At 40.8% G+C, this 25,652-nt stretch carries 26 protein-coding genes, 1 tRNA gene and 1 other RNA gene; 12 read left to right on the top strand and 16 right to left on the bottom strand.

Annotated features, from left to right (window positions below):
- Positions 1 to 322: 322 nt before the first annotated feature.
- From H7T97_RS00625 to H7T97_RS00610, 4 genes are all read left to right on the top strand, one after another.
- Positions 323 to 1,057 carry a response regulator transcription factor gene (locus H7T97_RS00625; RefSeq protein ID WP_049515783.1) on the top strand — a complete coding sequence of 245 codons (735 nt, stop codon included), beginning with the start codon at positions 323 to 325 and terminating at the stop codon, positions 1,055 to 1,057.
- A 12-nt stretch (positions 1,058 to 1,069) separates the two neighbouring features.
- Positions 1,070 to 2,374 (top strand): sensor histidine kinase, encoded by a 1,305-nt coding sequence (locus H7T97_RS00620; RefSeq protein ID WP_152905782.1) that lies wholly within the window; start codon positions 1,070 to 1,072, stop codon positions 2,372 to 2,374.
- Positions 2,375 to 2,662: 288 nt separating this feature from the next.
- Positions 2,663 to 3,343, top strand: coding sequence for an ABC transporter ATP-binding protein (locus H7T97_RS00615; protein WP_201088963.1), 681 nt, complete (start codon positions 2,663 to 2,665; stop codon positions 3,341 to 3,343).
- Positions 3,340 to 4,047, top strand: a complete 708-nt coding sequence (locus tag H7T97_RS00610) for an ABC transporter (RefSeq protein ID WP_201088961.1) — start codon at positions 3,340 to 3,342, stop codon at positions 4,045 to 4,047. Before H7T97_RS00615 ends, H7T97_RS00610 begins: the two co-directional genes overlap by 4 nt.
- Before the next feature lie 50 nt (positions 4,048 to 4,097).
- On the opposite strand, the gene H7T97_RS00605 is transcribed toward H7T97_RS00610, so the two are convergent.
- From H7T97_RS00605 to H7T97_RS00545, 13 genes are all read right to left on the bottom strand, one after another.
- A complete protein-coding gene (locus tag H7T97_RS00605; RefSeq protein ID WP_118095970.1) occupies positions 4,098 to 5,207 on the bottom strand; it encodes an SPFH domain-containing protein in 1,110 nt (369 codons plus the stop codon).
- An 11-nt stretch (positions 5,208 to 5,218) separates the two neighbouring features.
- Positions 5,219 to 5,776 (bottom strand): C1 domain-containing protein, encoded by a 558-nt coding sequence (locus H7T97_RS00600; protein ID WP_118096050.1) that lies wholly within the window; start codon positions 5,774 to 5,776, stop codon positions 5,219 to 5,221.
- A 98-nt stretch (positions 5,777 to 5,874) separates the two neighbouring features.
- On the bottom strand, positions 5,875 to 6,372 hold the full coding sequence (locus H7T97_RS00595) for a hypothetical protein (protein ID WP_118095969.1): 498 nt from the start codon (positions 6,370 to 6,372) through the stop codon (positions 5,875 to 5,877).
- 152 nt (positions 6,373 to 6,524) lie between these two features.
- Positions 6,525 to 7,058, bottom strand: coding sequence for a hypothetical protein (locus tag H7T97_RS00590; protein WP_201037030.1), 534 nt, complete (start codon positions 7,056 to 7,058; stop codon positions 6,525 to 6,527).
- A gap of 559 nt (positions 7,059 to 7,617) precedes the next feature.
- Positions 7,618 to 8,763: a low temperature requirement protein A gene (locus H7T97_RS00585; protein ID WP_201088959.1), complete on the bottom strand. Its 1,146-nt coding sequence runs from the start codon at positions 8,761 to 8,763 to the stop codon at positions 7,618 to 7,620.
- Positions 8,764 to 8,985: 222 nt separating this feature from the next.
- Positions 8,986 to 9,828, bottom strand: coding sequence for an aldo/keto reductase (locus H7T97_RS00580; protein ID WP_201088957.1), 843 nt, complete (start codon positions 9,826 to 9,828; stop codon positions 8,986 to 8,988).
- 507 nt (positions 9,829 to 10,335) lie between these two features.
- Positions 10,336 to 10,851: an HdeD family acid-resistance protein gene (locus tag H7T97_RS00575; protein ID WP_003004261.1), complete on the bottom strand. Its 516-nt coding sequence runs from the start codon at positions 10,849 to 10,851 to the stop codon at positions 10,336 to 10,338.
- A 218-nt stretch (positions 10,852 to 11,069) separates the two neighbouring features.
- Positions 11,070 to 11,486, bottom strand: a complete 417-nt coding sequence (locus H7T97_RS00570) for a helix-turn-helix domain-containing protein (protein ID WP_225305933.1) — start codon at positions 11,484 to 11,486, stop codon at positions 11,070 to 11,072.
- A 529-nt stretch (positions 11,487 to 12,015) separates the two neighbouring features.
- Positions 12,016 to 13,026 (bottom strand): YeiH family protein, encoded by a 1,011-nt coding sequence (locus H7T97_RS00565; RefSeq protein ID WP_155199190.1) that lies wholly within the window; start codon positions 13,024 to 13,026, stop codon positions 12,016 to 12,018.
- A 314-nt stretch (positions 13,027 to 13,340) separates the two neighbouring features.
- Positions 13,341 to 13,754 carry a helix-turn-helix domain-containing protein gene (locus H7T97_RS00560; protein ID WP_081103087.1) on the bottom strand — a complete coding sequence of 138 codons (414 nt, stop codon included), beginning with the start codon at positions 13,752 to 13,754 and terminating at the stop codon, positions 13,341 to 13,343.
- A gap of 96 nt (positions 13,755 to 13,850) precedes the next feature.
- A tRNA-Lys gene (locus H7T97_RS00555) sits at positions 13,851 to 13,923 on the bottom strand.
- 5 nt (positions 13,924 to 13,928) lie between these two features.
- A non-coding RNA gene (gene ssrS, locus H7T97_RS00550) (6S RNA) lies at positions 13,929 to 14,121 on the bottom strand.
- A gap of 66 nt (positions 14,122 to 14,187) precedes the next feature.
- Positions 14,188 to 15,459, bottom strand: coding sequence for a replication-associated recombination protein A (locus H7T97_RS00545; protein ID WP_037608262.1), 1,272 nt, complete (start codon positions 15,457 to 15,459; stop codon positions 14,188 to 14,190).
- A 114-nt stretch (positions 15,460 to 15,573) separates the two neighbouring features.
- On the opposite strand from H7T97_RS00545, the gene H7T97_RS00540 reads away from it, so the two are divergent.
- From H7T97_RS00540 to dtd, 7 genes are all read left to right on the top strand, one after another.
- The gene (locus tag H7T97_RS00540; RefSeq protein ID WP_003009881.1) at positions 15,574 to 16,044 is read left to right on the top strand and encodes a DUF3013 family protein; all 471 of its coding nucleotides are present in this window, start codon (positions 15,574 to 15,576) and stop codon (positions 16,042 to 16,044) included.
- 12 nt (positions 16,045 to 16,056) lie between these two features.
- The gene (locus tag H7T97_RS00535) at positions 16,057 to 16,500 is read left to right on the top strand and encodes an NUDIX hydrolase (protein ID WP_201088955.1); all 444 of its coding nucleotides are present in this window, start codon (positions 16,057 to 16,059) and stop codon (positions 16,498 to 16,500) included.
- A complete protein-coding gene (locus H7T97_RS00530) occupies positions 16,497 to 17,393 on the top strand; it encodes a GIY-YIG nuclease family protein (RefSeq protein ID WP_195189936.1) in 897 nt (298 codons plus the stop codon). Before H7T97_RS00535 ends, H7T97_RS00530 begins: the two co-directional genes overlap by 4 nt.
- A gap of 10 nt (positions 17,394 to 17,403) precedes the next feature.
- Positions 17,404 to 18,354, top strand: a complete 951-nt coding sequence (gene prmA, locus H7T97_RS00525; protein WP_201088953.1) for a 50S ribosomal protein L11 methyltransferase — start codon at positions 17,404 to 17,406, stop codon at positions 18,352 to 18,354.
- Position 18,355: 1 nt separating this feature from the next.
- Complete coding sequence (locus H7T97_RS00520) at positions 18,356 to 19,099, top strand: 16S rRNA (uracil(1498)-N(3))-methyltransferase (protein WP_003009896.1); 744 nt, start codon at positions 18,356 to 18,358, stop codon at positions 19,097 to 19,099.
- Positions 19,100 to 19,261: 162 nt separating this feature from the next.
- Positions 19,262 to 21,481: a RelA/SpoT family protein gene (locus tag H7T97_RS00515; RefSeq protein ID WP_070465231.1), complete on the top strand. Its 2,220-nt coding sequence runs from the start codon at positions 19,262 to 19,264 to the stop codon at positions 21,479 to 21,481.
- A gap of 349 nt (positions 21,482 to 21,830) precedes the next feature.
- Positions 21,831 to 22,274 (top strand): D-aminoacyl-tRNA deacylase, encoded by a 444-nt coding sequence (gene dtd / locus H7T97_RS00510; protein ID WP_003004672.1) that lies wholly within the window; start codon positions 21,831 to 21,833, stop codon positions 22,272 to 22,274.
- Between the two features lie 21 nt (positions 22,275 to 22,295).
- On the opposite strand, the gene H7T97_RS00505 is transcribed toward dtd, so the two are convergent.
- The gene (locus H7T97_RS00505; protein ID WP_155168078.1) at positions 22,296 to 22,949 is read right to left on the bottom strand and encodes a metal-dependent transcriptional regulator; all 654 of its coding nucleotides are present in this window, start codon (positions 22,947 to 22,949) and stop codon (positions 22,296 to 22,298) included.
- A 124-nt stretch (positions 22,950 to 23,073) separates the two neighbouring features.
- On the opposite strand from H7T97_RS00505, the gene H7T97_RS00500 reads away from it, so the two are divergent.
- Positions 23,074 to 24,099, top strand: coding sequence for a DUF3114 domain-containing protein (locus tag H7T97_RS00500; protein WP_061455732.1), 1,026 nt, complete (start codon positions 23,074 to 23,076; stop codon positions 24,097 to 24,099).
- Between the two features lie 34 nt (positions 24,100 to 24,133).
- On the opposite strand, the gene tpx is transcribed toward H7T97_RS00500, so the two are convergent.
- Together tpx and fimA are read right to left on the bottom strand one after the other, a co-directional pair.
- Entirely contained in the window at positions 24,134 to 24,628 is a 495-nt protein-coding gene (gene tpx, locus H7T97_RS00495) for a thiol peroxidase (RefSeq protein WP_061455731.1), read from the bottom strand.
- Positions 24,629 to 24,715: 87 nt separating this feature from the next.
- The gene (fimA, locus tag H7T97_RS00490) at positions 24,716 to 25,645 is read right to left on the bottom strand and encodes a metal ABC transporter substrate-binding lipoprotein/fibrin-binding adhesin FimA (RefSeq protein ID WP_061455730.1); all 930 of its coding nucleotides are present in this window, start codon (positions 25,643 to 25,645) and stop codon (positions 24,716 to 24,718) included.
- Positions 25,646 to 25,652: the final 7 nt, after the last annotated feature.

The raw sequence follows: 25,652 nt of genomic DNA, 5'->3' as shown, positions 1-25,652 counted from the left end.
ATACTAGTAAGAGTAGATCACAGGTCTACATTGTTGCAAGGGGAGAACTTCCCACATACATGTCTATTGACAATAAAACTTGATCGTAATATCGCTGCTAGTAAAATGAGAGTTTGAACATAGCATAGATTTTATCGACCTTTTTCATATTAAAAAATATTTTTCAAATTCCCCTTGCGCAAGCTCTTCCGGATTCCTCCGGGAGAGTTTTTTTGTTAAGAAAAAAAGTAGAAGGCCTTTGAGTCTCCTTTGAAAGAGTGGCTTAGCAGGCATCATTTATGGTAAAATAGAACATATTCGTAGAGGGGAAGGAGTGAGGACTTTGTTGAAGATTTTTGTGTTAGAAGATGAATGGATCCAACAATCGCGTATCGAAGCGGTCTTGCAGGATCTCATCCGTCAAAAATCCTTGCAATGCAAAGCGCCAGAAGTGTTTGGGAAGTCAAGTCAGTTGCTGGATGCTATCACAGAGAGAGGCGCCCATCACCTATTCTTTTTAGATATCGAGATTAAAGGTGAGGAGAAAAAAGGACTGGAGATCGCAAAAGAGATTCGTAAGAAAGATCCCCATGCGACCATTGTCTTTGTCACCACTCACTCTGAATTCATGCCCATTACCTTTCAGTACAAAGTAGCTGCCTTGGATTTTATCGATAAAACGCTGGGTGAGGAAGAGTTCAAAGAGAGAATCAGCTCAGCCATCGATTATACCTTGGAGCAAGCTGGGACCACGATTGCGCAAGATGCCTTTACGTTTGAGAGTGCGATGGCGCGTGTACAAGTTCCTTTTAATAAGATTTTGTATGTTGAAACGTCTCCAACCATTCACAAGGTCATTTTACACACCCAGGAAGAGCGCTTGGAATTTTACGCTAGTATTACCGATATCGAAAAAGCAGATCCCCGCTTGTATCGGTGCCACCGCTCCTTTGTGGTGAATCCGCAAAATATTACGAAGATTGATAAAGAAGCCAAGAAAGCTTTTTTTGAAAATGGGGACAATTGCTTGATCTCACGGACCAAGTACAGAGGCTTACTGGAAGCTTTGAAAAAATAGAGGGAGAAAGAATTGCTGTTAGATGTTCTAATATTTTACCTAAAGTTCTTCGTCAGCATGCTGATCTATCGTCATATCAGTAGACAAGAGTTCACCTTGCGCTGGCTCTTTTTGTGCCCCTTCTTCTTTGCAATTATCTTTACCCTTGTGCCACCGGTAGGCTTTTTTGGCTATTTCTTAGTATTTATTGCCTATAGTTTCTACCGAAATCGTAACATACGACACCTGTTGAATATTTTTTACGGGCTCTACCCGGTTGTCATGGAGAGTCTCATTGCGCGTCTCTTAGCCTTTTATGTCTTTCCAATGTTAGGGATCGTACTTGTTCATGAGGCATCTGTCAGCTGGTATGATGCTCTACTTGAATTGCTGGTCTTTCCTGTTTATATAGGAATCACTAAATTGTTAAAACTAGATTTTACAGATTTAAAAGTAGGGTTTCAACGGCAGTATTTTAATCGTTTCTTACTCCCGATGGATCTTTCCATGTTTGTGTATTTAGTCAGTGTTGTAGGTCTGGTGGTTTTTGAGGATGCTATTCCTCATGCAGATGCTTTACGGGAACAGTTAAATAGTATTTATTTGATTTTGTTTTTTGTGATGCTCTTGTATTTCAATGCGGTATCCAAAGAACGATTGAAACAAGAAATTCTGGAACAAAAAGATAGGCAACTGCAGGAGTTAGCCACCTATAGCCAACACGTCGAAATGCTCTATGGGGAGATTCGTGCCTTTCGTCATGATTACCTGAATATTTTAACCAGTCTCAAATTAAGTATTGAGCACGAAGACCTCAATGCGATCAGGGAAGTCTATGAGAATGTTCTTCGAGAGAGTGGCCAGCAATTTTACAATAGTAAGTTTGATATTGCCAAACTCAGTCACATCGAAAATCCAGCTGTAAAAAGTGTTCTGTCCGCAAAATTATTGGAAGCTCAAAATAAAGGGATTGGGATCTCTGTCGAGATCGATGAACCAGTTCGTGATTTATTCATCGAGGTTTTAGATTTCATCACCTTCTTATCCATCCTTTGTGACAATGCTATCGAAGCGAGTCTCGAATCAGAGGACCCACAGCTGACTCTTGCCATGCTTCAGGATACGAACTCCCTCATCTTAATAGTTGAAAATAGTACAAAAGCTGAAAAAATAGAGTTAGCGAGAATTTTTGAAAAAGACTACTCGAGTAAAGGAGAGGGCCGCGGTCTTGGCTTGTACAAGATCCAACAATTACTGGAAAAGTATCCCAAAACGACAGTGTCTACCAAGAGTTCAAACTACCGATTTACTCAGAGCCTGACCTTTTGGAAGGAATAATGGAAGAGAGAGTGGGACAGAAATCGGTCATTCGTTAGAATTCGATTTCGTCGTCCCACCTCCGCACAGTTGAGTAGGGCTGTAAAAGCTAATGAAATCAGCGTAGTAGAGCCCACTCAACCACTGCGTCTTGCTCGACAATCAAAAATAATTGAGAGGCTAGGACTTTTGTCCCAGCCTCTTTTTTGACCATTCACGACGATTTTTTGACAGATTCTGACAGAGAGCCTCCAAGGCTTTCTCTTTGACGTATAATGGACACAAGATCAATAAGAAAAGAGGGATCCTATGTTTCAGGTAGCATCTATTACAAAATCATTTAAGGAGAAAGCTGTATTAAAGGGGGTATCTTTTTCGATAGAAGAAGGAGACAAAATTGCCTTGCTGGGAAATAATGGAGCAGGTAAAAGCACCCTGTTCAACATTATCGCAGGGCAGCTCCAGGCTGATTCGGGGACGATAAAGACTTCGCTTGATTTTCAAAGAGAAATTGGGATGATGCCTCAGGGGGATCTGCTCATCGAGGATCTAACCCTTGCTGAATTCGTCGAATTAAAAAGCCGGATGAATCAGCAGAAGCAGGCTGATATCAATGGACTCTTAGAAATGGTCGAATTGAGAGAATCAAGAGAGCAGATGGTGGGAAGTCTTTCTGGTGGTCAAAAGAGACGCTTGTCCTTATTGTTAACCATTTTGAATCATCCAAAGTTGATTTTTTTAGATGAGCCGACGACAGGCATGGACTTGGAGGCAGTGGATAATTTTTGGAAATTGCTGGAGCAGCAAGAGTTTACATCTGTTGTGGTGACCCATGATTTTAACCAAATTGATGCCTTTTTTACAAAAGTCCTGATTTTAAAAGACGGTCGAATTGCTGCAACAAAGGCTGTTGAGGACATCCATCAGGCTGGTCAAACCATTGAGCAGTATTTCCGAGAAGAGATGAATAAAGGAAGGGAACAAGCATGAAAAAGATTCAATTAAAACAAGTTTTACGAAATAAGCGCTTCGTATTATTCACCATTATTTTACCCATAGGCTGGTATATCTTCTTTTATCAGCTTCAAAAAGGGGTTTCACCAAGTATTTTATTAGGCATTGCTGTATTTATCGGGGTCATTGGCAATAGCCTTGCAACTTTTAGTAAGCGAATCGCCTCAGATATCGGCTTTTATTCTTTTGAATCCCACTTTACAAGCTATAGTGTCAAGCACTATTTATGGGATCAATCGATTGTACAACTGATTCTGAACAGCTTGATCTTTTTAGCAGTGCTAGTAGTTGCTGTTCTAGGTTTTCACTTTCCAGTGACGACTAGCCTGTTGGTACAATTTTTCCTCTTATCCTTGATGGGGATCTACTTTAGTGTGATTGGCTTTGTACTTGGGGTGAGGGTAGATGCCAAGACGATTGATACCATTGGCTTTCCAGTTATTATTTTAGCCGCCATGACTATTATTCCCTTTGATACGCTTGGCGCAAGTGGAGGGTTTATGGACTTGGTTGGCAAGCTACAACGGGTATTCCCAGGCTATTATTATACAAAGCTGATCCAAGATTTGACTGAGAAACAAACGATTGATGCCACCCAAATAGCGCTCTTTGTTGCCGTATTTGGATTGAATTTGCTATTTTTCTATCTGCTCGTACCCAAAGGAAAAATGAGGAACTAAGAGCAGTTAAATAAGAAAATGAGTAGGAGTTACCCCTACTCATTTTCTTATTATAAATCCATGATTTCTTTTTTCTTTTGGTCAAATTCATCCTGAGATAGAATGCCTGCATCTAAAAGTGATTTTAACTTTGTCAGCATCTCTATTTGTTCGTCAAAAGTCATCGTCGGCTTGCTTGCTCTGTCATCTAATTGTTGAGCTATATTCATTCCAAAGATCATTCCAGGGCCATCTCCGAGACCATGCTGTTCAATTCCCGAAGCGATCTTTTGTTGGGCTGCAATATTAGATGATTTCTGTGATACATCATCATATGCTTTTAAGTTCATCTTATTGGATGAAAATTGTTTTACTAACTCCTTAGATTCAGGTGAGAATTCGATATTTGCAATAGCTACTTTTATAATTTCAAAACCAAAACGTTCTTTCCAAGTTCCAGCATATTGATTATCACAAGCTACTTGGTTTGCTAGAACTGTTGCTTGTGATGGTAATTGTGAAATTCGGTAAGTAGTAGATAGAGAATTTAGAGCTACAATAAAAGATTGTAAAAATTCAGTTACAATTTGGGACCTCGCTTGCAGGCTATCAAACGTATAATAACTAACATTTGCAGGAAGAAAGTTGCGGACAAATCGTTCTGCATCTGTAATTTGAATAGAGAATGTACCGAATGCTCGCACTTCTAAGTCAGCTCCATAAAACAAATCGTTATACATAACGGGTCCGCGGGTTCCGAATTTAATATCCCGGATCTCTCGTAAATTTACAAAAGAAATCTGTTTTTGTTGATCACTCTGGCCACCAAAACCAACACGGTTTACTACATTATCGAAAAGTGATTTTTTTATTCCGTCACCATTAAAGATACTATTTTCTCCATTTTGGTATTCGTATCCACCTGGTTTAGTAATGATTTCCTCGATTCCGGATTGGCTAAAGATAAAAGCGGCTGTATTCTCTGGGACAAAAATTTTAGAACCATTGGAGATAACGCCTACAGATCCCTTATTATTAACCCCTCTACCGTTGTTGTTTTCCTGAAGAATACCAGGGCTTACTGCTGTATGTTCGTCAAAAGCTTGAACTGTAATGATTTCTTTCCACTGATCAGCAAATGTACCACCAATTGAATCTGTTACTGCTTTAATAAATCCCATTTGTTACTCTCCTATAGATTTTGTTCCATATCGCAATATGAGCATCTTACTGTTTGTTTAGCTAATCCTGACAAAGGAGCTCCGCAAAAAGTACACTTTGTGGTGATTCTTTCAGGCTCTTTCTCTTTAATTCCTAATCCTGTTTTAAAGACGTTAAAAGTATCTTTTAGAGTTTCAGCTAAAACATCTACTCCAAACAGGCTACTATCTCCTAACTTATCAAAATTACTTGTATCTCCTGTTACAAGCTTAATTAAATTGGAAGCCCATTTGTCGGTATCTTTAGCGTTATCGAACCCAAAAACGACTTGGCCTCCATTGTAGTATATTTCTAAGCGTTTTGATCCATTTACTTTACAGACCGAAACCTGTGGTTTTCCCTCGAACAATTTGATTTGATTAATAGGAATCAATTGTTGACTTTTCTTTCCTCCAAAGATTCCTTTTTTAATATGGACTAAATTTAGATTTGTCAAAATCAATTCGTCTGTTAAAGTGGTTGAGTTCCCAAAACAAACGTGGTCGCTGTGCATTATCATAAATTCATGAGGTAATAGTTGATAATCCATTTTTTTCTCCCCTATAGAGCAAATTTGTTTTAAATGAATGTTCATAAAAAACCGACCCCAGGGACCGGTTTTCCTTGGAAATTAGAAGATTCTCTTGCTTAGCTAGCTGCTAATTGATCAACCAACTCTTTGAGAGAGTCTCTGTATTCTTTAAGAAATTGGACAATATGCTCTTTTCCTTGAATTGGAGAGTTCTTTAATGCACCATATTGTTTTTTCTGATCTTCCATTGATTGAGTTAAAGATTTTTTCTGTTCTTCAAAAGAAGCATCATCGCCTAGGCCTTTTTCCTTATACACAGCTTCACATTGATCAAAATAATCTTGTATAATCTTTTCATACATTATCAAGTAATCCTCATAGGTTTTGATGGATTCGATTGTTTGATCAGATGTATCCTGAGGGTCAAATTTGTCAACACCCAATTTTTCTTTTGCTTTATCTATGATCCCTTTCTTTTCGGAAGTGCTAGAAGTAGCTTCTGTTTTATCTTCTTTTGATGACGAGTGTAGTTTTGAAATAGAGCTACAAGCCATTAAAGTTGAGATAGTTAATAGTGAAATTCCCAAACCTAAAACTTTACCTGTTTTTTTCATAAAAAAACTCCTTTTTCATTTATATGGTTATTATATCATATTACACACCGGGAAGAAAACCCTTTCACTAGAAAAAGATGAATTCATTTTTTACGTTTAATAAGATCGGTTGAACAAGGTAAACGTTTTTTGATTTGATAGCTACAATCAAGTTAGTCGAATATTTGTAAATGGTATTCGTTCGTCAAGTACTTGGATAGGTTTTGCCAATCTTCTTCCTTAAATTTACAAAAATTGACGAAGAGTTTTACGGTATGGTGCTCTGTGTCAATGATCGTATTAGATTTTGAGAGATTTTCTAGTGCAGTATTTTCCCTCAGCTGAAATTCGATAAAATAACTCTTACTATTTTGGTGATCGGGGTCACTAACGTCAGCCACTTTATAGGCTGCACTCACCAAATCTTCCTTGGGGATAAAGATATCTTTTGTCAGGATCACTCCCTGATAAGCATGGATCCCATCAGAAGTCAGTTCAAAAGCGATCTGACGGCTAGTCAGTCTTTTGATCCCAGCAATGGTTGCATAGATCGCAATTAGAAATAAAAGGATCTGAATGAGGGTGACGAAACTGACTTTGGGAATTCCCTCAAAACCTAGGAGCGATAAAAAAGCTAAGTGGATAAAGAGCGCACAGGCAAAAGCCAAAAAGCCATATCCGACATATTTTGAATAATAGATTTTCATTTTGGACTCCTTACATTTTAAATGCTATGAAAACTCGGAATTTCAAGTACCCTTATCATAGCGGATTCGGTGAAGAACTGTCAATTGTTTGGTAGGGTTCAAAGGTGGTTTTTATTTTAAATGGAATAACAATGGTGCAGAATGATTTAACTTCGTAGGCTACATTATAGTATCTAAAAAAGTGAGCTAAATACTCTTAAGACAAGCAAAAAAGCCTTGATTTCAAGGCTTTTTCCTGTTGATTTAGATGCCCCCTGCATGAATTTGTAAGAACTTTTCATATTGAAAATAAACAAAAATGTTGAAATATAGCTAATTTTAGGGAAATACTTTTAGGTATTTTCAATGTCAGGATTTAAAAATGGGGCAAAAGTGGGGCAAAAACGAATGACTCACATTTGGTTTGAAAACCTATAATACCTAATGATTATGCTATTCTAGATATATAATTTTGTTATAAATAAATGTCAGTGCGAGTTCAAATCGGAGGATAAAATGGAAAAACAAATTAATGAAAAAAAAGCCTTGGTTCCCAAAGCTTTTTAATGTTATAAACTCATTAAAATAATCCCCAGTTAGATTTGGAATATTTTTTATTCTGTGTCATATAAAAATAAATAAAATGAATGGCTATAGCTAGAGCTAAAATGGTTGTAATACTCACTACTATTATAGGATTAGAAGCAAAGATTAAAGAGAGAATCAAGGCAGCCAGATAGAGTGTCGCTTGGACACAGTAGTAACTTTTCGAATAGCGAAGATAGTGTTTGTTATGGGGTCCATTTACTAGGACAGCAGCTTGAAAGAGGCCAAATCCGATATAAGAGAAGCTGGTTGCAAAGAGACGATTAGCTTCAGGATTCTGAAGAAAGCCCATCGATACAGTCATCATCATAAGTCCAATGAAAATAGGATAGTGACTGTAAATTAGAAATAGCCCCTTTTGATTAGATTTTTCATCAATAGCATGGTCGAATTGACCAAAATAAAACAAGAACAGAGAAATCATAATAATGAAATAAAGAACCGAATAAATCGAGAAATTCTCGATTGTAAAGAAGTTAGCTAGCTCCGTAATCATCTCTCCAAACATAATAATGACAAGAAGGGAGATGCGCTCGATTAAATGGGGGAGATTTACCTGGTAATGCTTATCTTTATTAAGCAAGATACTTGGCATAATAAATGTTAGCAGAATACTAGCATAAAGGATATAGACTCCAACGTAAATAGGAAGAAGAGCTGTTAGATAGACTCCTAAACTTCCTAGACCTGTTATCCATAGAAAACCTTTGATATTTTCCCGATTAACATCATCGGTTGATTTTCTAAAAAATTCAACCAAATATTGAAAAAATAAGGTAAGGGTTAATGTACCAATAGCCCAACAGAGATAATGAAAATATTGTTGCCAATCAGGTCCAATCATATTGGTTATAAAGAGTAAAATTCCCATTTTGATAAACATGATTACTATGTTAAATAAAGAGTTCTTTCCATAGCGATTGGTATAATCGGTTTGAATCATCCAGGAATCGATGAGAACCAAAGTAGCAATGAAAAAATCAAGGAAAGAATTCCAAGTCAAAATACCGTTATGAAGATGGTCAATTAAAGTAGTTACTTTTGAAATTGCAAAAACAAAAACTAAGTCATAAAAAAGTTCTGAAAATTCTACACGTTTATGCTTAATAAGAGTTGTCATATTAATACCTTTCTACTTTAGAAATACAATACATTATAACAGAAAATGGTAATGAAAGAAAAGGATATGCTTAAATAATTTCATGTGGCGCGAATTGTCAAAATCTTGACTTCTTTTGTCATTTACTTGTAGGTTTCGGTTTTGTTCCACTCCTCGCATTAGGAGGTTTTAAAGATGTGGAACACACTAAAAAGCAACCCTGATGGGTTGCTTAAAATCCTATTAAAAATTAACTGTGTCAGGATCATCCTGAGTTTTGATGCCTTGAATCTTATCCAAGACTGCCATATCTTCCTCTGATAAGTCGAAGTCGAAGATATCCAAGTTAGCTTTTATATTTTTAGGTGTCACAGACTTAGGTAGTGGCAAGAAACCTTTTTGAAGGCTCCAACGCAGAGCAACTTGTGCCACAGATTTACCGTTACGTTCAGCCACTGCTTCAACATCTTCATTTCCAAAAATACCACCTGTACCTAGTGGACTATAGGCTTCAATAAGGATATCGCGCTCTTGGCAATAGGCAACTAAGTCTTCTTGGTCACAACCTGGAGCCAAGAGGATTTGATTGACATGTGGAACAATTTCAGCTGTTTCAATAAGAGCTTCTAGGTGATGTTGCATAAAGTTAGACACACCGATAGCACGCACCTTACCTTCTTTGTAAGCTTCTTCCATAGCCTTCCATGCACCCGCATTGCCAGCCTTCCAAGCATCATTCTCACGAAGCGCCTTTGGATTAGGCCAATGGATAAGCAAAAGATCCAAATAATCCACACCAAGTCTTTCGAGAGACTCATCGATAGAAGTCTTAGCCAACTCGTAATCGTGCTTATCATTCCAAAGTTTGGTAGTTAGGAAAATATCCTCACGTGCCAAATCACTATCAGCAATCGCCTTACCTACGGAAACCTCGTTACCGTAAATTTGTGCGGTATCAATATGTGTGTAACCCGCCTTAAGTGCGAAGCTAACGCTGTTATAGGCTTCTTCGCCTTCAGCAATTTGCCAAGTTCCAAAACCAATTTTAGGAATAGCAACCCCATTTGCAAGTGTATATGTTTCCATGATTTTCACCTTTTCTTTTTTTAATAGTACTATCTTAAAAAAGATAAGACAAAAATGCAAAGATTTGCTACGGCTATTATTATGAATAGTTCCTTACTTCTTTTTCCGATGTTCGTAACAGCCTTTGGAGATATTATTACTTGGGAAGAGAATGAATTTGTAAGAACTTTTCATATTGAAAATAAACAAAAATATTGAAATATAGCTGATTTTAGGGAAATACTTTTAGGTATTTTCAATGTAAATATTTCAAAATGGGGCGAAAGTGGGGCAAAAATAACGAATGACTCGTATTTTGTTTGAAAACCTATAATACCTAATGATTATGCTATTCTAGATATATAGTTTTGTTATAAATAAATGTCAGTGCGAGATCAAATTGGAGAATAAAATGGAAAAACAAATTTCTACGTAGAATGGAATGCGAAAAAGTGATAATTAAAGAGACGAAAAAGCTGAGAATATGATTTCCCAGCTTTTTTGAATGCGATAGAAATAGCAACTAGACTATTTACGAAAGGCCTCAATAATGTAGGTGAAGCCAGTAACTAAAAATGAAAAGGCAATGACATAAACGACAAAGACACCTGTAGCCACTGGATTGAACAGAATCACTAGACCTAGTAAAAATTCAAGCAAGGCTACCCACATGATATTGCTACCAATAATAGGGAAAATCAATCTTAGACGATTGCCTTTAAAGAAAGCAATAATGGCTTCTACAATTAACCAAATTCCTACAATGGTCGGAATGACGACCGGCAGGGTCACAAAGCCATAAGCAACGAGGTAAAGAGCTAAGAGAAGACTAACAAATCCTTGGAAAAGATAAACAGGTGAGCGAAGCTCTTTTGGTGCAGAGAAATAGCCTAAAATAGCTGCTATAGAAGAAACCAGTAAACCAAATGAAATCCACCAGCTGTAAGCAACAAGATTAGCTACTGGGTTTGTAAATAGGAAAAGTCCTAAAAGGACAAAAACAACTCCTGCAAGGAATAGCAGTAAACGATTAGAAAATTTCATTTCAATACCCCCTATATAGTATAGTTTGCTAATAAAACTATTGTACTTATTTTTATAGAAAATGTCAATAAAATAAATAAACAATTTGGAAGTTTCAGTCTGACTTACAAAAAGAAAAGGAGTTTTCACTCCTTTTCACAGATTGAAGACAAAGTCCTTATAAAAGTGTCTTCTAAAGATTTTAACTTCAATCTGAAGCGAGGTTATCCTCGCTTTTTCTATTTATCAAACAATTCCTTATTTTCAATTAAGAGTTCTAGTGGAGATTTATCCCTTGCTTCAATAAAACCAGGTTCATATTGGTTATGAAGTGTTCTTTTCTGAGAAGTTGGATCAATATACAACTCATCTCCATCTTCTGTGTATAGTTGGTTGCCTCTTGTTAAGTAAAGTAAATCCTCTAAGTACTGTCCATCAGTTTCTAGAAAATCTTCGATGTATTTGACAGCTTTTAAAATCTCACTTACTTTATCAGAGTATTCATTAGATTCAAGAACACTCTTTTCTAACTCAATCTCTTTACTAGTTCCAAATAGTTGGGTTGGAGTTGCATTAAAATATTCTGCTATCTTATCCAAATTTGCAAAGGTAGGATAGCTTTTTTGTTTTTCGTAATCAGAGATGTCTGGAAAGATTGCTCATAAAAAAATGTGGGGCAAATGATGGGGCAAATCAGTTATAGACAAGCAAAAAAGCCTTATAAATCAAGGCTTTTTCCTGTTGATTTAGATGCCCCCTACATGGATTTGGAAAGGATTTTCATATTGAGAGTAATTAAAAATATTGAAATATAAGTGATTTTAGGGAAGTACTTTTAGGTATTTCCAATGTCATGATTTAAAAATGGGGCAAAAGTGGGGCAAAAACGAATGACTCTCATTTGGTTTGAAAACCTATAATATCTAATGATTATGCTATACTAGAAATATAGTGTTGTTATCAATAAATATCAGTGCGAGACTAATCGGAGGATAAAATGGAAAAACAAATTAATGAAAAAATTATCGAAATGGATAGGGAATATCCCTTTTTATTTTGCTTTAAATCAGATTTTTGGATGGAATAGTAGATGATAAGACAAAATATCTTTGAAGATACAAAAAGACAAACGCCAAAAATGACGTTTGTCTACGTTCTGAGGTAGCCTTTAGGCTCCCTTTTTTCTTAGAAAATATCGATGAGTAATTGCATGCCAAGACTAGTCAGGATGATAGCGATCCAGCAAAGGGCTCCAAGAAGAATGGATTTTCCACTGGATTTGATCATAGCAACGAGGTTAGTTTTGAGACCAATAGCACTCATAGCCATGATGATGAGGAATTTGGAGAGCTGTTTGAGAGGTGAAAAGAAGCTATTGCTAACACCAAAAGAAGTAAGGACGGTAGTTAGCAGAGAAGCTAGGATGAAGTAGAGAATGAAAACGGGGAAGATTTTTTTAAGCTTTACTCCTTGGTTGTTGTCTTGTTGACGGCTTTGCCAATAGGAGAGGAAGAGAGTAATAGGGATAATAGCTAAGGTACGAGTCAGTTTGACAATGGTTGCAGATTCTAGAGTATTGGTATGATACAGACTATCCCAGGCGCTAGCTGTGGCTGTTACAGAGGAAGTATCGTTGACCGCAGTACCCGCAAAGAGAGCAAAACCTTCGTTGGAGAGATGGAGCCAAGAACCTAGAGTTGGAAAGATAAGAGCTGCCAAGACATTGAAGAAAAAGATGACAGAGATGGCTTGAGCCACCTCTTTTTCTTTAGCATGAATGACAGGGGCTGTAGCAGCAATAGCAGAACCTCCACAAATAGAGGAACCAACACCAATCAAGGTAGCTAGCTTTGTATCTAAGTCAAAAAATCTCTGGAAGAGATAAGCTACAATCAAGGCGATAGAAATGGTTGAAAGAATAACGGGAAGAGAAGATTTCCCAACTGCAAAAACTTGTGAAATATTGAGACCGAAACCGAGCAAGATAACAGCGTATTGAAGTAATTTTTTAGAGCTGTAAGTCAATCCAGCATCCAGTTGTTTATAGGAAGTGAGAAAGGGGTAGAGAATCATTCCGATAAAAATGGCGAAAACAGGTGCTCCCACAACAGGCAGAAAGCCTCCTAAAACCCAAGAGATGATAGAAATGATCAGACAGACTAACAGTCCTGCCCAATTTTTTGATAGAAATGACATAAAAACCTCCGAAAATAAATACTCCTTATTATAATCTTATCTGTCAGAAAAGTAAAATAGAAAGTAGGAATAAGGTTGTAAATTAACGGAATTTTGCGGTCAGAGAGCTTTTGTAGTTTAATAGATATATGTTCTTTGATCAATAAGGATGCAAATGTGGCATATGTTATTGAAAAAAATGAATTTGATGAGCCTGGACATGTGAAGTAATTATGTGAGATAAGAAAATAAATAAGAGAGTTGAAAATGTACTGATCCCAAAAGTTAGATTTTTTTCTGTCTAACTTTTGGGATCAGTACATATCCTCGCTTTTTTAATCTAATAGGTCCTTATTTTCAATTAAGAGTTCTAGTGGGGATTTATCTCTTGCTACAATAAAACCAGGTTCATATTGGTTATGAAATGTTCTTTTCTGAGAAGTTGGATCAATATACAACTCATCTCCATCTTCTGTGTATAGTTGGTTGCCTCTTGTTAGGTAAAGTAAATCCTCTAAGTACTGTCCATCAGTTTCTAGAAAATGTTCGATGTATTTGACAGCCTTTAAGATCTCACTTACTTTATCAGAGTATTCATTCGATTCAAGAACACTCTTTTCTAATTCAATCTCCTTACTTGTTCCAAAAAGTTGAGTTGGAGTTGCATTAAAATATTCTGCTATCTTATCTAAATTTGCAAAGGTAGGATAGCTTTTTTGTTTTTCGTAGTCAGAGATGTCTGGAAAGATTGCTCATAAAAAAATGTGGGGCAAATGATGGGGCAAATCAGTTATAGACAAACAAAAAAGCCTTGTAAATCAAGGCTTTTTCCTGTTGTATGTAGATGCCCCCTACAGGGCTCGAACCTGTGACCCATAGATTAAGAGTCTACTGCTCTACCAACTGAGCTAAGGAGGCAAATATAAAAAGCTGTATTGGTGCCGATACTTCACGATTTGTATTGAACCCGCGCAATTAAGCAGGTGGGCAACTCGCTCTGACTTAGCTGCTTCCGCGTGAAACGGCCTGCATACTGCCAGAAGTCTTTTGTTTCCCTAATAATACAAAAAATAGTCGGTCAACACTTAAGTGTGAAGTCGTACACCACAGCGTTTCTATATGTATATGATACCACATTTTGAAAATATTTCAAGGAAAAATCTCAATTTTTTGAAACCGATGTCACTTTTTCTTAAATTGATCAATCTTCTCCTTGGTGGCTCCGAGAGCACGCTCGTACTTGCCATTTTCATTGGGAATAAAGTAGGAAGCGTGTTTGAGCTTGTCTGGCAAGTAGTCCTGATTGACCCAGTTGCCAGGGTAGTTGTGAGGGTATTTATAGTTTTGCGCATTTCCCAGTTCCTTGCTTCCAGCATAATGACCATCGCGGAGGTGGCGAGGAATAGGAAGGTTGCCAGAACTTCTAAGATCAGCCAGCGCCTTGTCCATGGCAACGTAGGCTGAGTTGGATTTCGGCGAAAGGGCTAGATCGATGACGATGTTGGCGATGAGAATGCGGGCCTCAGGAAAGCCGATGCGCTCAGCTGCTTGTAACGCTGTCACGGTATGAATCTGCGCATCTGGATTGGCCAGACCGATATCCTCATAAGCGATGACAGTCAAGCGACGAGCTAGGCTGGGTAGATCTCCGGCTTCGATCAAACGAGCTGCATAGTGGAGACTAGCATCGACATCCGAACCACGGATAGATTTTTGCAGAGCAGAGAGCACGTCGTAGTGGCCGTCTCCATCTTTGTCCATGGTGATGTAGCTGCGCTGGAGACTGTTTTCCATGATCTCTAGCGTAATATGGCGAATTCCTTCTGCATTTTCAGAGGTCGACAGCACCGCCAGATCGAGAGAATTAAAGGCAGAGCGAAGATCTCCATTGGTTGAGGTAGCGATGAAATCCAAAGCGTCCTCATCGAGCACGACTGGAAAATCAAAGCCACGGTCGGGATCGTCCAGCGCCGTTTTTAGAGCTTGCTTGACCTCCTCCGTCGTCAACGGTTCCAGCTCAAAGATTTGTACGCGGCTACGAATAGCGGGTGTGACAGAGAAAAAGGGATTTTCAGTCGTTGCACCGATCATGATGACCAGACCACTTTCGAGCAAAGGCAGGAGAAAATCTTGTTTAGTTTTATCGAGGCGATGGATCTCGTCCAAGAGCAGGACCAAGCCACCAGAAAATTTGGCCTCCTCTGCGATTTCTTGTAGGCGTTTTTTACTGTCAACTGTTGCATTAAAGGTCCGAAAAGCATACTTGGTCGTTCCTGCGATCGCAGAAGCAATACTGGTCTTTCCGATCCCCGGAGGTCCATAGAGAATCATAGAGGACAGACGATTGGCCTCGACCATGCGACGAATGATTTTGCCTTCTCCAACCAGGTGCTGTTGACCGATGACTTGATCGATCGTTCGTGGTCGCATACGGAGTGCGAGATTGTCGGGCATTTCCTTCTCCTTTCTAGCTTTGTTTCCTTTCAAAGAGACGGTTTTTATGGTAAGATTGTAGTAACTATTGTATCATATTCCGCTCTAAGAGTGGGAAATTAGAAAGAGGACGCTATGTCTAAATACGGATTTTTGGATGTTTTAGAAGAGGAGATGGACAAGGTTTTTCCTTTTGATTTTGAGATCAATTGGGATAAGAAAAACCATGCGGTAGAAGTGGCTTTTCTCTTGGAAGCGCAAAACACAGGCGGGGTTGCACTGGTTGATGAAGCTGGCGAAGAATCTGACGAGGATATCTTCTTTGAAGAAGCCGTGCTCTTCTACAATCCAGCCAAGTCTCATGTGGAGGAAGATGCCTATTTAACAGCGATTCCTTATGAGCCTAAAAAAGGCTTGTCTCGTGAGTTTCTAGCCTATTTTGCGACTTTCCTTAGAGATACAGCCGAGCTGGCCTTGGATGAGCTCATGGATTTCTTAGCAGACGAAGAAGCAGAGAGCTTTGAGATCGTCTGGAACCAAGAAGTTTTTGAAGAAGGCAAAGTTGGCCTAGAAGAAAGCACCTTTTATCCTTATCCGAGATATTAGGAGGGGAAGCTCATGCTTGAGGATTGCTTAGAAGCACGATTCGAATTTACGGGTTGTAAAATTGCTTTGATTTGTGAGGGGCAAATTTTGACCATCTTGCGCGATGATAAAGAAACGATTCCTTACCCTAATATGTGGGACTTGCCAGGTGGTGGTCGCGAAGGGGACGAAAGTCCTTTTGAGTGTGTGGCGCGTGAGGTTTATGAGGAATTGAACATCCAACTGTCGAAAGAGGAAGTGATCTGGTCTGGGATCTATCCTGGCCTCTTGGATGAGAAAAAACAGTTCGTTTTTCTAGTTGGCAATCTAGCCAAAGAAGAGTTTGAACACATTGACTTTGGAGATGAGGGACAGGGCTATAAGTTAGTGAGCTTTGAAGAGTTTTTAAAGTCAGATCGAGTTGTTCCCCAATTGCAAGAACGAGTGAGAGATTATGTGGAGAAGAAATTAGGATGAAGCGTAGTAAAAATATCAACATGTTTCTCATGGATGGAGAAGTTACTGGTATAATCAAATGTACCTTGTCCAATTGGACAGGTGTGATCTATAAAATTCCACGCATTCAATTATCAGATTTAAAATCACGTGACGAAATGAAGCAAAGTGGCATTTATTTCTTATTTGGTCGTGATGAAAATAAGCAAAAGGATGTTACCTATATTGGGCAGGCGATGAATCGCAAAAATGGTGAAGGTGTCCTTTTACGTGTTCAGGAACATACTCGTGATAACCATGCAGATTATTTTAATGATGTGATTATTTTGACGACGCAGAATAATTCCTTTGGTCCCACAGAAATTAGTTACTTGGAAAATAAATTTACACAACTAGCAAAGGACGCGGGGCGCTTTATTGTCAAAAATGGGAATGAGCCCAATTCTGGGAATGTAACAGAAGAAAAGCAGTCTGAGTTGGATGAGGTTGTAGAAAATACTTTGATGATTGTAGGAACCTTAGGGTACCGAGTGTTTGTTCCTATGACCAAGAAAACAGATCAGAATGTTTCTAATGAAAATTCAACTCATCTCTATTTGAAGCGAAAAACAAAGAAATCAAATCGAATGATTGAAGCTATCTGCGAACAGACTTCGGAAGGTTTTGTTGTTTTAGAAGGCAGTCAAGTGGATGAGGTTGATTCACCCGCAATACCAGCAAGTCTAAAAGAATTGCGTAAGGAATTAATCAAATCAAATGTGATTAAAGATGGTGTTTTACAAGAAAAACAACTGTTCTCCAGCCCATCTTATGCAGCTGCTTTTGTACTAGGAATGAATACGAATGGACGAACGGATTGGAAAAATAAGGACGGCAAGACCTTAAAAGAATTAGAAGAATTGATAGAGTGTTAAGGAGAATCAGATGGAAACATGGCAAGAGTTAAAAGTTACAGTGAAGCGTGAAGGCGAGGAGCTAGTCTCCAACCTCTTGATTGAGCTAGGAGCGCAGGGTGTTGCGATTGAAGACAGCATGGACTATGTGGGGAATGTGGATCGTTTTGGTGAAATTTTCCCAGAGGTTGAGCAACAGGAAGATATCGTGGTGACGGCCTACTACCCGGAAACGGTTGATGTAGCAACGGTTGAAGCGGATTTGCAGGCTCGTCTGGCAGAATTGACCGACTTTATGGATCTAGGAGAGGTCAAGATGGGCACGACTGCCTTGGCTGAGGAAGACTGGGCAGACAACTGGAAGAAATACTATGAACCAGCTCGTATCACTCATGACTTGACCATCGTGCCGTCATGGACAGACTATGAGGCAACAGCGGGAGAAAAGATTATCAAGCTGGATCCTGGTATGGCCTTTGGAACAGGAACCCACCCGACAACCAAGATGAGCCTCTTTGCCTTGGAGCAGGTTCTTCGCGGTGGCGAAACAGTGCTAGATGTGGGGACTGGTTCAGGTGTCCTTTCTATCGCCAGCTCACTTCTAGGTGCCAAGGAAATCTTCGCCTATGACCTGGATGATGTGGCGGTTCGTGTCGCTCAGGAAAATATTGAGCTCAATTCTGGCATGGAAAACATCCATGTAGCTCCAGGTGATTTGCTCAAGGGCGTGGAGATTGAGGCAGATGTCATCGTGGCCAACATCTTGGCGGATATTCTTATCCATCTGACAGATGATGCTTATCGTTTGGTCAAGGACGAAGGTTACCTGATCATGAGTGGAATTATCAAGGACAAATGGGACATGGTACGTGAGTCGGCTGAGTCAGCTGGATTTTTCCTTGAAACCCACATGATCCAAGGGGAATGGAATGCCTGCGTCTTCAAGAAGACCAAGGATATCTCCGGTGTGATTGGAGGCTAGCATGCAGCAGTATTTTGTAAAAGGTTTGGCTAGCTCACCTGTCACCATAGAGGACAAGGAGACCAGCAAGCACATGTTTCAGGTCATGCGCTTAAAAGAAGATGATGAGGTGACTTTGGTCTTTGATGATGGGATCAAGCGTTTGGCGCGCGTGGTAAATGTAGAAGCCCGTAAGTTGGAGCTAATCGAGGAATTAGCTGACAATGTGGAACTGCCAGTCCAAGTGACCATCGCATCAGGCTTTCCCAAGGGAGACAAGCTCGAGTTCATCACTCAGAAAGTAACGGAACTCGGTGCCAGCCAAATCTGGGCCTTCCCTGCAGACTGGTCCGTTGCTAAGTGGGACGGCAAGAAATTGGGTAAAAAGGTCGAGAAACTAGAAAAAATCGCCCTCGGAGCAGCCGAGCAAAGCAAGCGAAATCTGGTCCCAAGCATTACCCTTTTTGAGAAAAAGGCAGACTTTCTGGCTCAGTTCGACCAGTTTGACCGGATCGTGGTGGCCTATGAAGAGTCAGCTAAAGAAGGCGAGGCGGCCGCTCTGATTCAGTCGCTGACAGGCTTAGAAGCTGGATGTAAACTACTCTTTATCTTTGGACCAGAGGGCGGTTTATCCCCTGCAGAAATTAAAAGTTTTACAGCTAAAGGAGCAGTCCTTGCAGGACTTGGGCCTCGCATACTTCGAGCAGAAACAGCTCCACTCTACGCTCTCAGCGCCGTGAGTGTTGTCACAGAATTAATGAACTAACGAAGTGAAGGAATCGCTTCGTTAGTTTTTTTACAAGAATGATGAAAGCAAGGTGGATCCCAGAATGATCTTCGAGAAGTATCCGTATATTAAAGTAGCTTCATTGGTTCCCATCTGCTTCTAAAAGTGTTAAAATAGTATCCAAGAAACTGGAGAAAATACATGCCGAAAGAAGAGAATTTAACAGGGGACCAAGTCGTTGCCCTTACAAAAAAATATTTATCACCTGAAGATGTTGCTTTTGTGCAAAAGGCTTTGGTCTATGCGGTTGATTGCCATAATGGGCAATTCCGTCAGTCTGGCGAGCCTTATATCATCCACCCAATTCAAGTAGCAGGAATCCTTGCCAAGCTGAAACTGGATGCTGTGACGGTCGCCTGTGGCTTTTTGCATGATGTCGTAGAAGATACGGATGCGACTTTAGATGATTTAGAGCGCGAATTTGGTCATGATGTGCGCGTGATTGTCGATGGGGTGACCAAGCTCGGGAAGGTCAAGTACAAGTCCCATGAAGAGCAGTTGGCGGAAAACCATCGCAAGATGCTCATGGCCATGTCTCAAGATATCCGTGTCATTTTGGTCAAATTGGCAGACCGCTTGCATAATATGCGTACCCTCAAGCATTTGCGCAAGGATAAGCAAGAGCGCATTTCGCGTGAGACCATGGAGATCTATGCACCACTCGCCCACCGTCTCGGGATTTCCAGCGTCAAATGGGAACTTGAGGATTTGTCCTTCCGTTATCTGAATGAAGTCGAATTCTACAAGATTTCCCATATGATGAAGGAAAAACGTCGCGAGCGAGAAGAGTTGGTGGAAGAGGTTGTCCACAAGATTGAGACCTATGCTGGGGAACGCCATCTGCATGGAAAAATTTATGGTCGACCAAAGCATATCTATTCGATCTATCGCAAAATGCAGGATAAGAAGAAACGCTTTGATGAAATCTATGACTTGATTGCTATCCGCTGTATCCTGGATACCCCAAGCGATGTCTATGCCATGCTGGGTTACATCCATGAGCTCTGGAAGCCGATGCCGGGGCGTTTTAAGGACTATATTGCCAACCGGAAGGCCAATGGCTACCAGTCCATCCATACGACTGTCTACGGCCCTAAAGGACCGATTGAATTCCAGATCCGAACCAAGGAAATGCATGAAGTCGCTGAGTACGGGGTTGCGGCTCACTGGGCTTACAAAAAAGGCATCAAAGGTCAAGTCAACAGTAAGGAATCTGCTATTGGGATGAACTGGATCAAGGAGATGATGGAACTCCAAGACCAGTCAGGCGATGCTAAGGAATTCGTGGAAAATGTAAAAGAAGACATCCTGGCAGAAGAGATTTACGTCTTCACTCCAGATGGAACTGTGCGCTCGCTTCCCAAAGATTCCGGACCGATCGATTTTGCCTATGAAATCCACACCAAAGTTGGGGAAAAAGCGATTGGTGCTAAGGTCAATGGCCGGATGGTGCCCCTCAATACCAAACTTCGGACGGGAGATCAGGTGGAGATTATCACCAATGCCAATTCCTTTGGTCCGAGTCGTGACTGGTTGACCCTTGTTAAAACTAGCAAGGCACGCAACAAGATCCGTCAATTCTTTAAAAATCAAGATAAGGAATTGTCTATTAACCGTGGCCGTGACCTCTTGATGGCCCAATTCCACGAGCATGACTTGGTAGCCAATAAGTTCATGGACAAAAAGCACATGGACAAAGTGCTACAAAAATCAAGCTATAAGACAGAAGAAGCCTTGTTTGCGGCGATTGGTTTTGGAGAGATTGGGGCTATTACCATCTTTAACCGCTTGACGGAGGATGAACGCCGAGAAGAAGAGCGGGCTAAGGCACGCGCAGAAGCAGAAGAGCTAGTCAAAGGTGGCGAGGTCAAGGTTGAAAATAAAAAAGACACCCTCAAGGTCCGTCACGAAGGTGGCGTGGTCATCCAAGGTGCTTCTGGGCTCTTGATTCGGATTGCAAAGTGCTGTAACCCAGTTCCAGGTGATGAAATCGTCGGCTACATTACCAAAGGGCGCGGTGTTGCGATTCATCGTCGAGACTGTATGAACCTACGTGCCCAAGACAACTACGAGCAACGCTTGATTGATGTGGAGTGGGAAGATAACAACACGACCAAGGACTATATCGCTCACATCGATATTTACGGGCTCAACCGTGCAGGCCTTCTGAACGACGTGCTCCAAGTCCTCTCCAATACAGCTAAGATGATCTCAACTGTTAATGCCCAACCAACCAAAGATATGAAATTTGCCAATATACACATTTCCTTTGGGATTCCAAACTTGTCTATGTTGACAACAGTTGTGGATAAGATTAAGAGTGTGCCGGAGGTGTACTCTGTTAAGCGTACCAACGGCTAATTCGGCTGCTCAGAACTCTTTTATTGCTTGGTTAGCTCGTCTCGCCGTACTTAAGTACTGTCTTCGTCTCGCTGCCTTGCACTAAAAGCAACTGAACAGCCTTTACTTTTCAGATAGTGTGCCTGCGTCTCACTGCCTTGTCTGGAGCCGATTTTCTTTGAAGTAAGTAAGAACATGGTCAGAATTCTTTTATTAGTTGGTTAGCTCGCCTTGCTGCCTTGCTCTAAAAGCAACTGAACAGCCGTTGCTTTTCAGCTAGTCTGCCTGCGTCTCACTGCTTTGTCTGAAGTTGATGTTCTTTGAAGGTTAGTAGTGAATGCCCAATAGATTTATAAAATAGGATAGTAAAATGAAATTAGTGATTCAACGGGTTAAGAGTGCCTCAGTTTCCATTGATGGTCAAGTCTACAATGCGATCCAGCAAGGCTTGTTGCTCCTAGTGGGAGTGGGGCCTGAGGATGACCAGAAGGATTTGGATTATGCGGTCCGCAAGGTATCGCAGATGCGGATTTTCTCAGATGAGGAAGATAAGATGAATCTTTCGGTCAAAGATGTCCAAGGGGAAATCTTGTCGATCTCTCAATTTACCCTCTTTGCGGATACCAAAAAAGGCAACCGTCCTGCTTTTACAGGGGCTGCCAAGCCAGATATGGCCAGTCAGTTATATGATGCCTTTAATGATCAATTAGAAAAAGAAGTCCCTGTCAAACGAGGGATCTTTGGGGCCGATATGGCGATTGAATTGATCAATGATGGTCCAGTGACGATTTTGTTAGATACAAAAAATCCATAAGTAAGAAAACATGCAGTCGGTTTAGACTGCATGTTTTTCGATATAGAGTTGTTGGGCGATCACTTGGTTGATAGAAATTTCTTGTCCTTGGATGACTAAGTGATAGAGGCCTGTGTAGTCATCATATCGTTGAAACGCGATAGTATCCCCAATCTGGAGATGGATCTGGTCTAAGAATTTTAACAATTCATAGGTGTCATGGACCCTTTGCAGAATATACAGACCAGGTTGGGTCGCTTCGCTGAGACGGTCTTGGTAGGCTTCGACAAGCCTTTCGCCTTTCTTTGGAATTGTCCCACCGTGAGGGCAGGTCTTAGGAGTTCCAAGCATGTGATCCAGCTGGTCAATGAAATGTTCAGAAACGGTATGCTCGAGAACTTCTGCCTCTTCATGGACTTCTTCAGTTGTATAGTCAAGTTTTTCCAGAAGAAATACTTCGATCAAGCGGTGCTTGCGGTAGAGATCAGAGACCAACTGCGATCCTAGATCCGTTAGTAGATACCCATGGGTCTTATCCTTCACCAAGAGACCCTCTGAGATCATGCGCTTAATCATCTCGGTCACAGCGGGTGGAGAGACCTGCATGCGACTCGCGATTTCCTTGTTGCTAATTTTTTCTACTTCTGTGCCAATTTCATAAATGCACTTGAGGTAATCTTCTTTGTTTGGTGTCATGCTTTCCTCTTTTCTTCGCTCACTTCTAGTATATCAAAAATCTCCTCAAAAACGCTAGTGGAGTAATGAGAATTGTCTCAAGCTCCAAAAGATGGTAGTATAGAAGCATAGAAAGGACGGCACTATGAACAGACGGGAATTAGTGAGATTAGGCTGGAGAGAGAGTAGTTTAGCCTATCTAGAGAAGCACTTGCAGGGATTGAAAGATCCACAAGCCTACCAAGAACAATACCAGTCTGTCTTTTTCTTTGCCAGTCCTCTGTTTCAAAATATGTGGTTTCAAGAGATCAAAGATCTAACGGAAACGGCTGCCCAAGACTTGCTGAGGGGAGTCATGAAAATTCTTCTTATGCCAAGTGACCTGTCCGGAACTTGTGAAGAAACAGCCTTTCTTCTGAGTAGGATGGCTCCAGATTGTCCGCCAGGTTCCGACTTTTGGAAGGCTTTTTCACACGTCGTGCAAATCGCCTTTGAAAAGGATCCCTTAGCAGATCAGTCGGGAGATCAGCTCTTGAAACGCCAGGTTCACCAGTTACGCTACCTACTTTCAAGTTACCAAGCCCAGTGGATTCGGACGCATGAGGCCAGAGCTGGACAGACTGACGAGGAGGCCTTACAAGCTTACCTACAGGAGGCTAGAGCGGTCACGGTGGATGCTTATGCGGCTGCTCGCCTTCACAATAAGGTCTCCCTAGGGCCAGATGGTCACCTTCATTATCCATCAGGGACCTCCCAACAAGTCAATTTCAAGGTCTTGTTAAATTTCCATACGGAGTATATTCTCGATCAAGCCGGGCGTTTTCTCAATGAAGTCGATCCAGTAGAAGTTTCTGAAAATGGCATTGTCAATGGGGCTAGTTTTAACTACGGGCTGGCTAGGGGACGGACCCATAAGGACTTAGATATTGACCCCGTCAAAGCTTGGGATCCAGCCTTTCGCAAGCATGTCCTCTATCAGCAAGATGTTCGCTATCTAGCCCCTAAAAATGATCGCAGTGTCGAAGGCTACTGGAGTCGAAAAGGAGTCTTTGCACAAGGAGGCAAGAGCTACAAGCAACAAGTGGCACAGCGCGTGCGGAGTTTCCTCAGAGGCATCCCTCGCTTACGCTGGCGCGTCCTCCTACAGAATGGACTTCATCGGATTTTATAGCAATGGAAAAGAGGTCGCAGACCTCTTTTTTCATTTATCCAAGCGCATTGACGGCTTCGATTGCAGCGTCGTAATTTGGTTCGCTGTTGATATTGTCTAGGTATTCAACGTAAGTAACCTTGTTATCCGCATCTAAGACCAAGACAGCGCGTGCGAGTAGGTGCCATTCATTGATCAAGAGGCCGTATGCTTTCCCGAAGGAATGGTCGTAGTAGTCTGAGAGCATGATGGCATTGTCGAGCCCTTCAGCAGCGCACCATTTACCTTGAGCAAAAGGAAGGTCGACAGAGACCGTCAAGACGACAGTGTCTTCCATATCCGATAAGGTTTGATTGAAGTGACGTGTTTGCATCGAACAGATACCTGTGTCGATGGATGGGATAATGCTGAGGACTTTTTTCTTGCCAGCAAAATCAGCTAAAGATTTCTTCTCAAGAGCTGGAGTGATCAATGAAAAGTCATGAGCAGTATCGCCAACTTGAAGTTGAGATCCGGTAAAGGTAACAGGGTTTCCTAAAAATGTTGTCATAGCAAAGACTCCTTTTTTCTTTTCATTGTACATCAATGAAGGGGGAAGAGCCACTGATTTGTTTGAGAATCTAATCAGTTTGGAATCTTATTTGTTCAAACCTTCTGCGATCTTGTCTAAGTTCCATTTCATCATGCTGTAGTAGCTATCACCTTTTTCTCCCTCTTTGGCAATGGAATCAGTGAAGATCTTTGCATAGATCGGGATATTGGTATCTTTAGACACAGTTTTCATAGGACGTTCATCGACGCTAGATTCAACAAAGAGGGCAGGCACCTTGGTTTGCCGGAGCTTTTCTACCAGCGTTTTGATTTGGTCAGGTGTGCCTTCTTCTTCCGTATTGATTTCCCAGATATAGGCGGATGGGACGCCGTAGGCTTTGGAGAAGTATTTGAAGCAGCCTTCGCTGGTTACAATCATCTTCTTCTCTTCTGGGATATTGTTGAATTTTTGTTTGGCTTCTTGGTCGAGCTTGCTGAGTTTTTCAGTATAGGCAGCTAGATTTTTTTCGTAGAAGTCCTTGTTTTTGGGATCTTTTGCGATCAATTGTTTGGCAATGTTTTTAGCGTAGAGGATCCCGTTTTCGAGATTGAGCCAAGCGTGAGGGTCTTCTTTTCCAGCTTGGTTTTGGCCTTCCAAGTAGATGACGTCGACTCCGTCGCTAGCTGCGAAATAGTCTTTGTTTTCAACTTTATTGGCATTTTTGACCAATTTAGTAAACCAAGCATTGCCACCGGTTTCGAGGTTGATCCCGTTGTAGAAGATGAGGTCTGCTTGCGAAGTCTTTTTGACATCTTCTGGAAGCGGTTCGTACTCGTGAGGATCTTTGCCGACAGGAACGATACTGTGCAGCTCGATCTTATCCCCAGCTATATTTTTGGTGATATCTGCAAGGATGGAGTTGGTGGTGACCACTTTCAATTTATCAGAAGCTCCAGAAGAAGAGCCTTTGCTACAGGCCAACAGACCAAATAAGAGTGCCACAAAGAGGGCGAGGATAGAAGCGGTTTTTTTCATGTGTTTC

This window comes from Streptococcus parasanguinis, from assembly GCF_016648925.1.
In the GTDB taxonomy this organism is placed as follows: Bacteria; Bacillota; Bacilli; order Lactobacillales; family Streptococcaceae; genus Streptococcus.
This window is presented reverse-complemented; position numbering and strand designations above follow the sequence as displayed.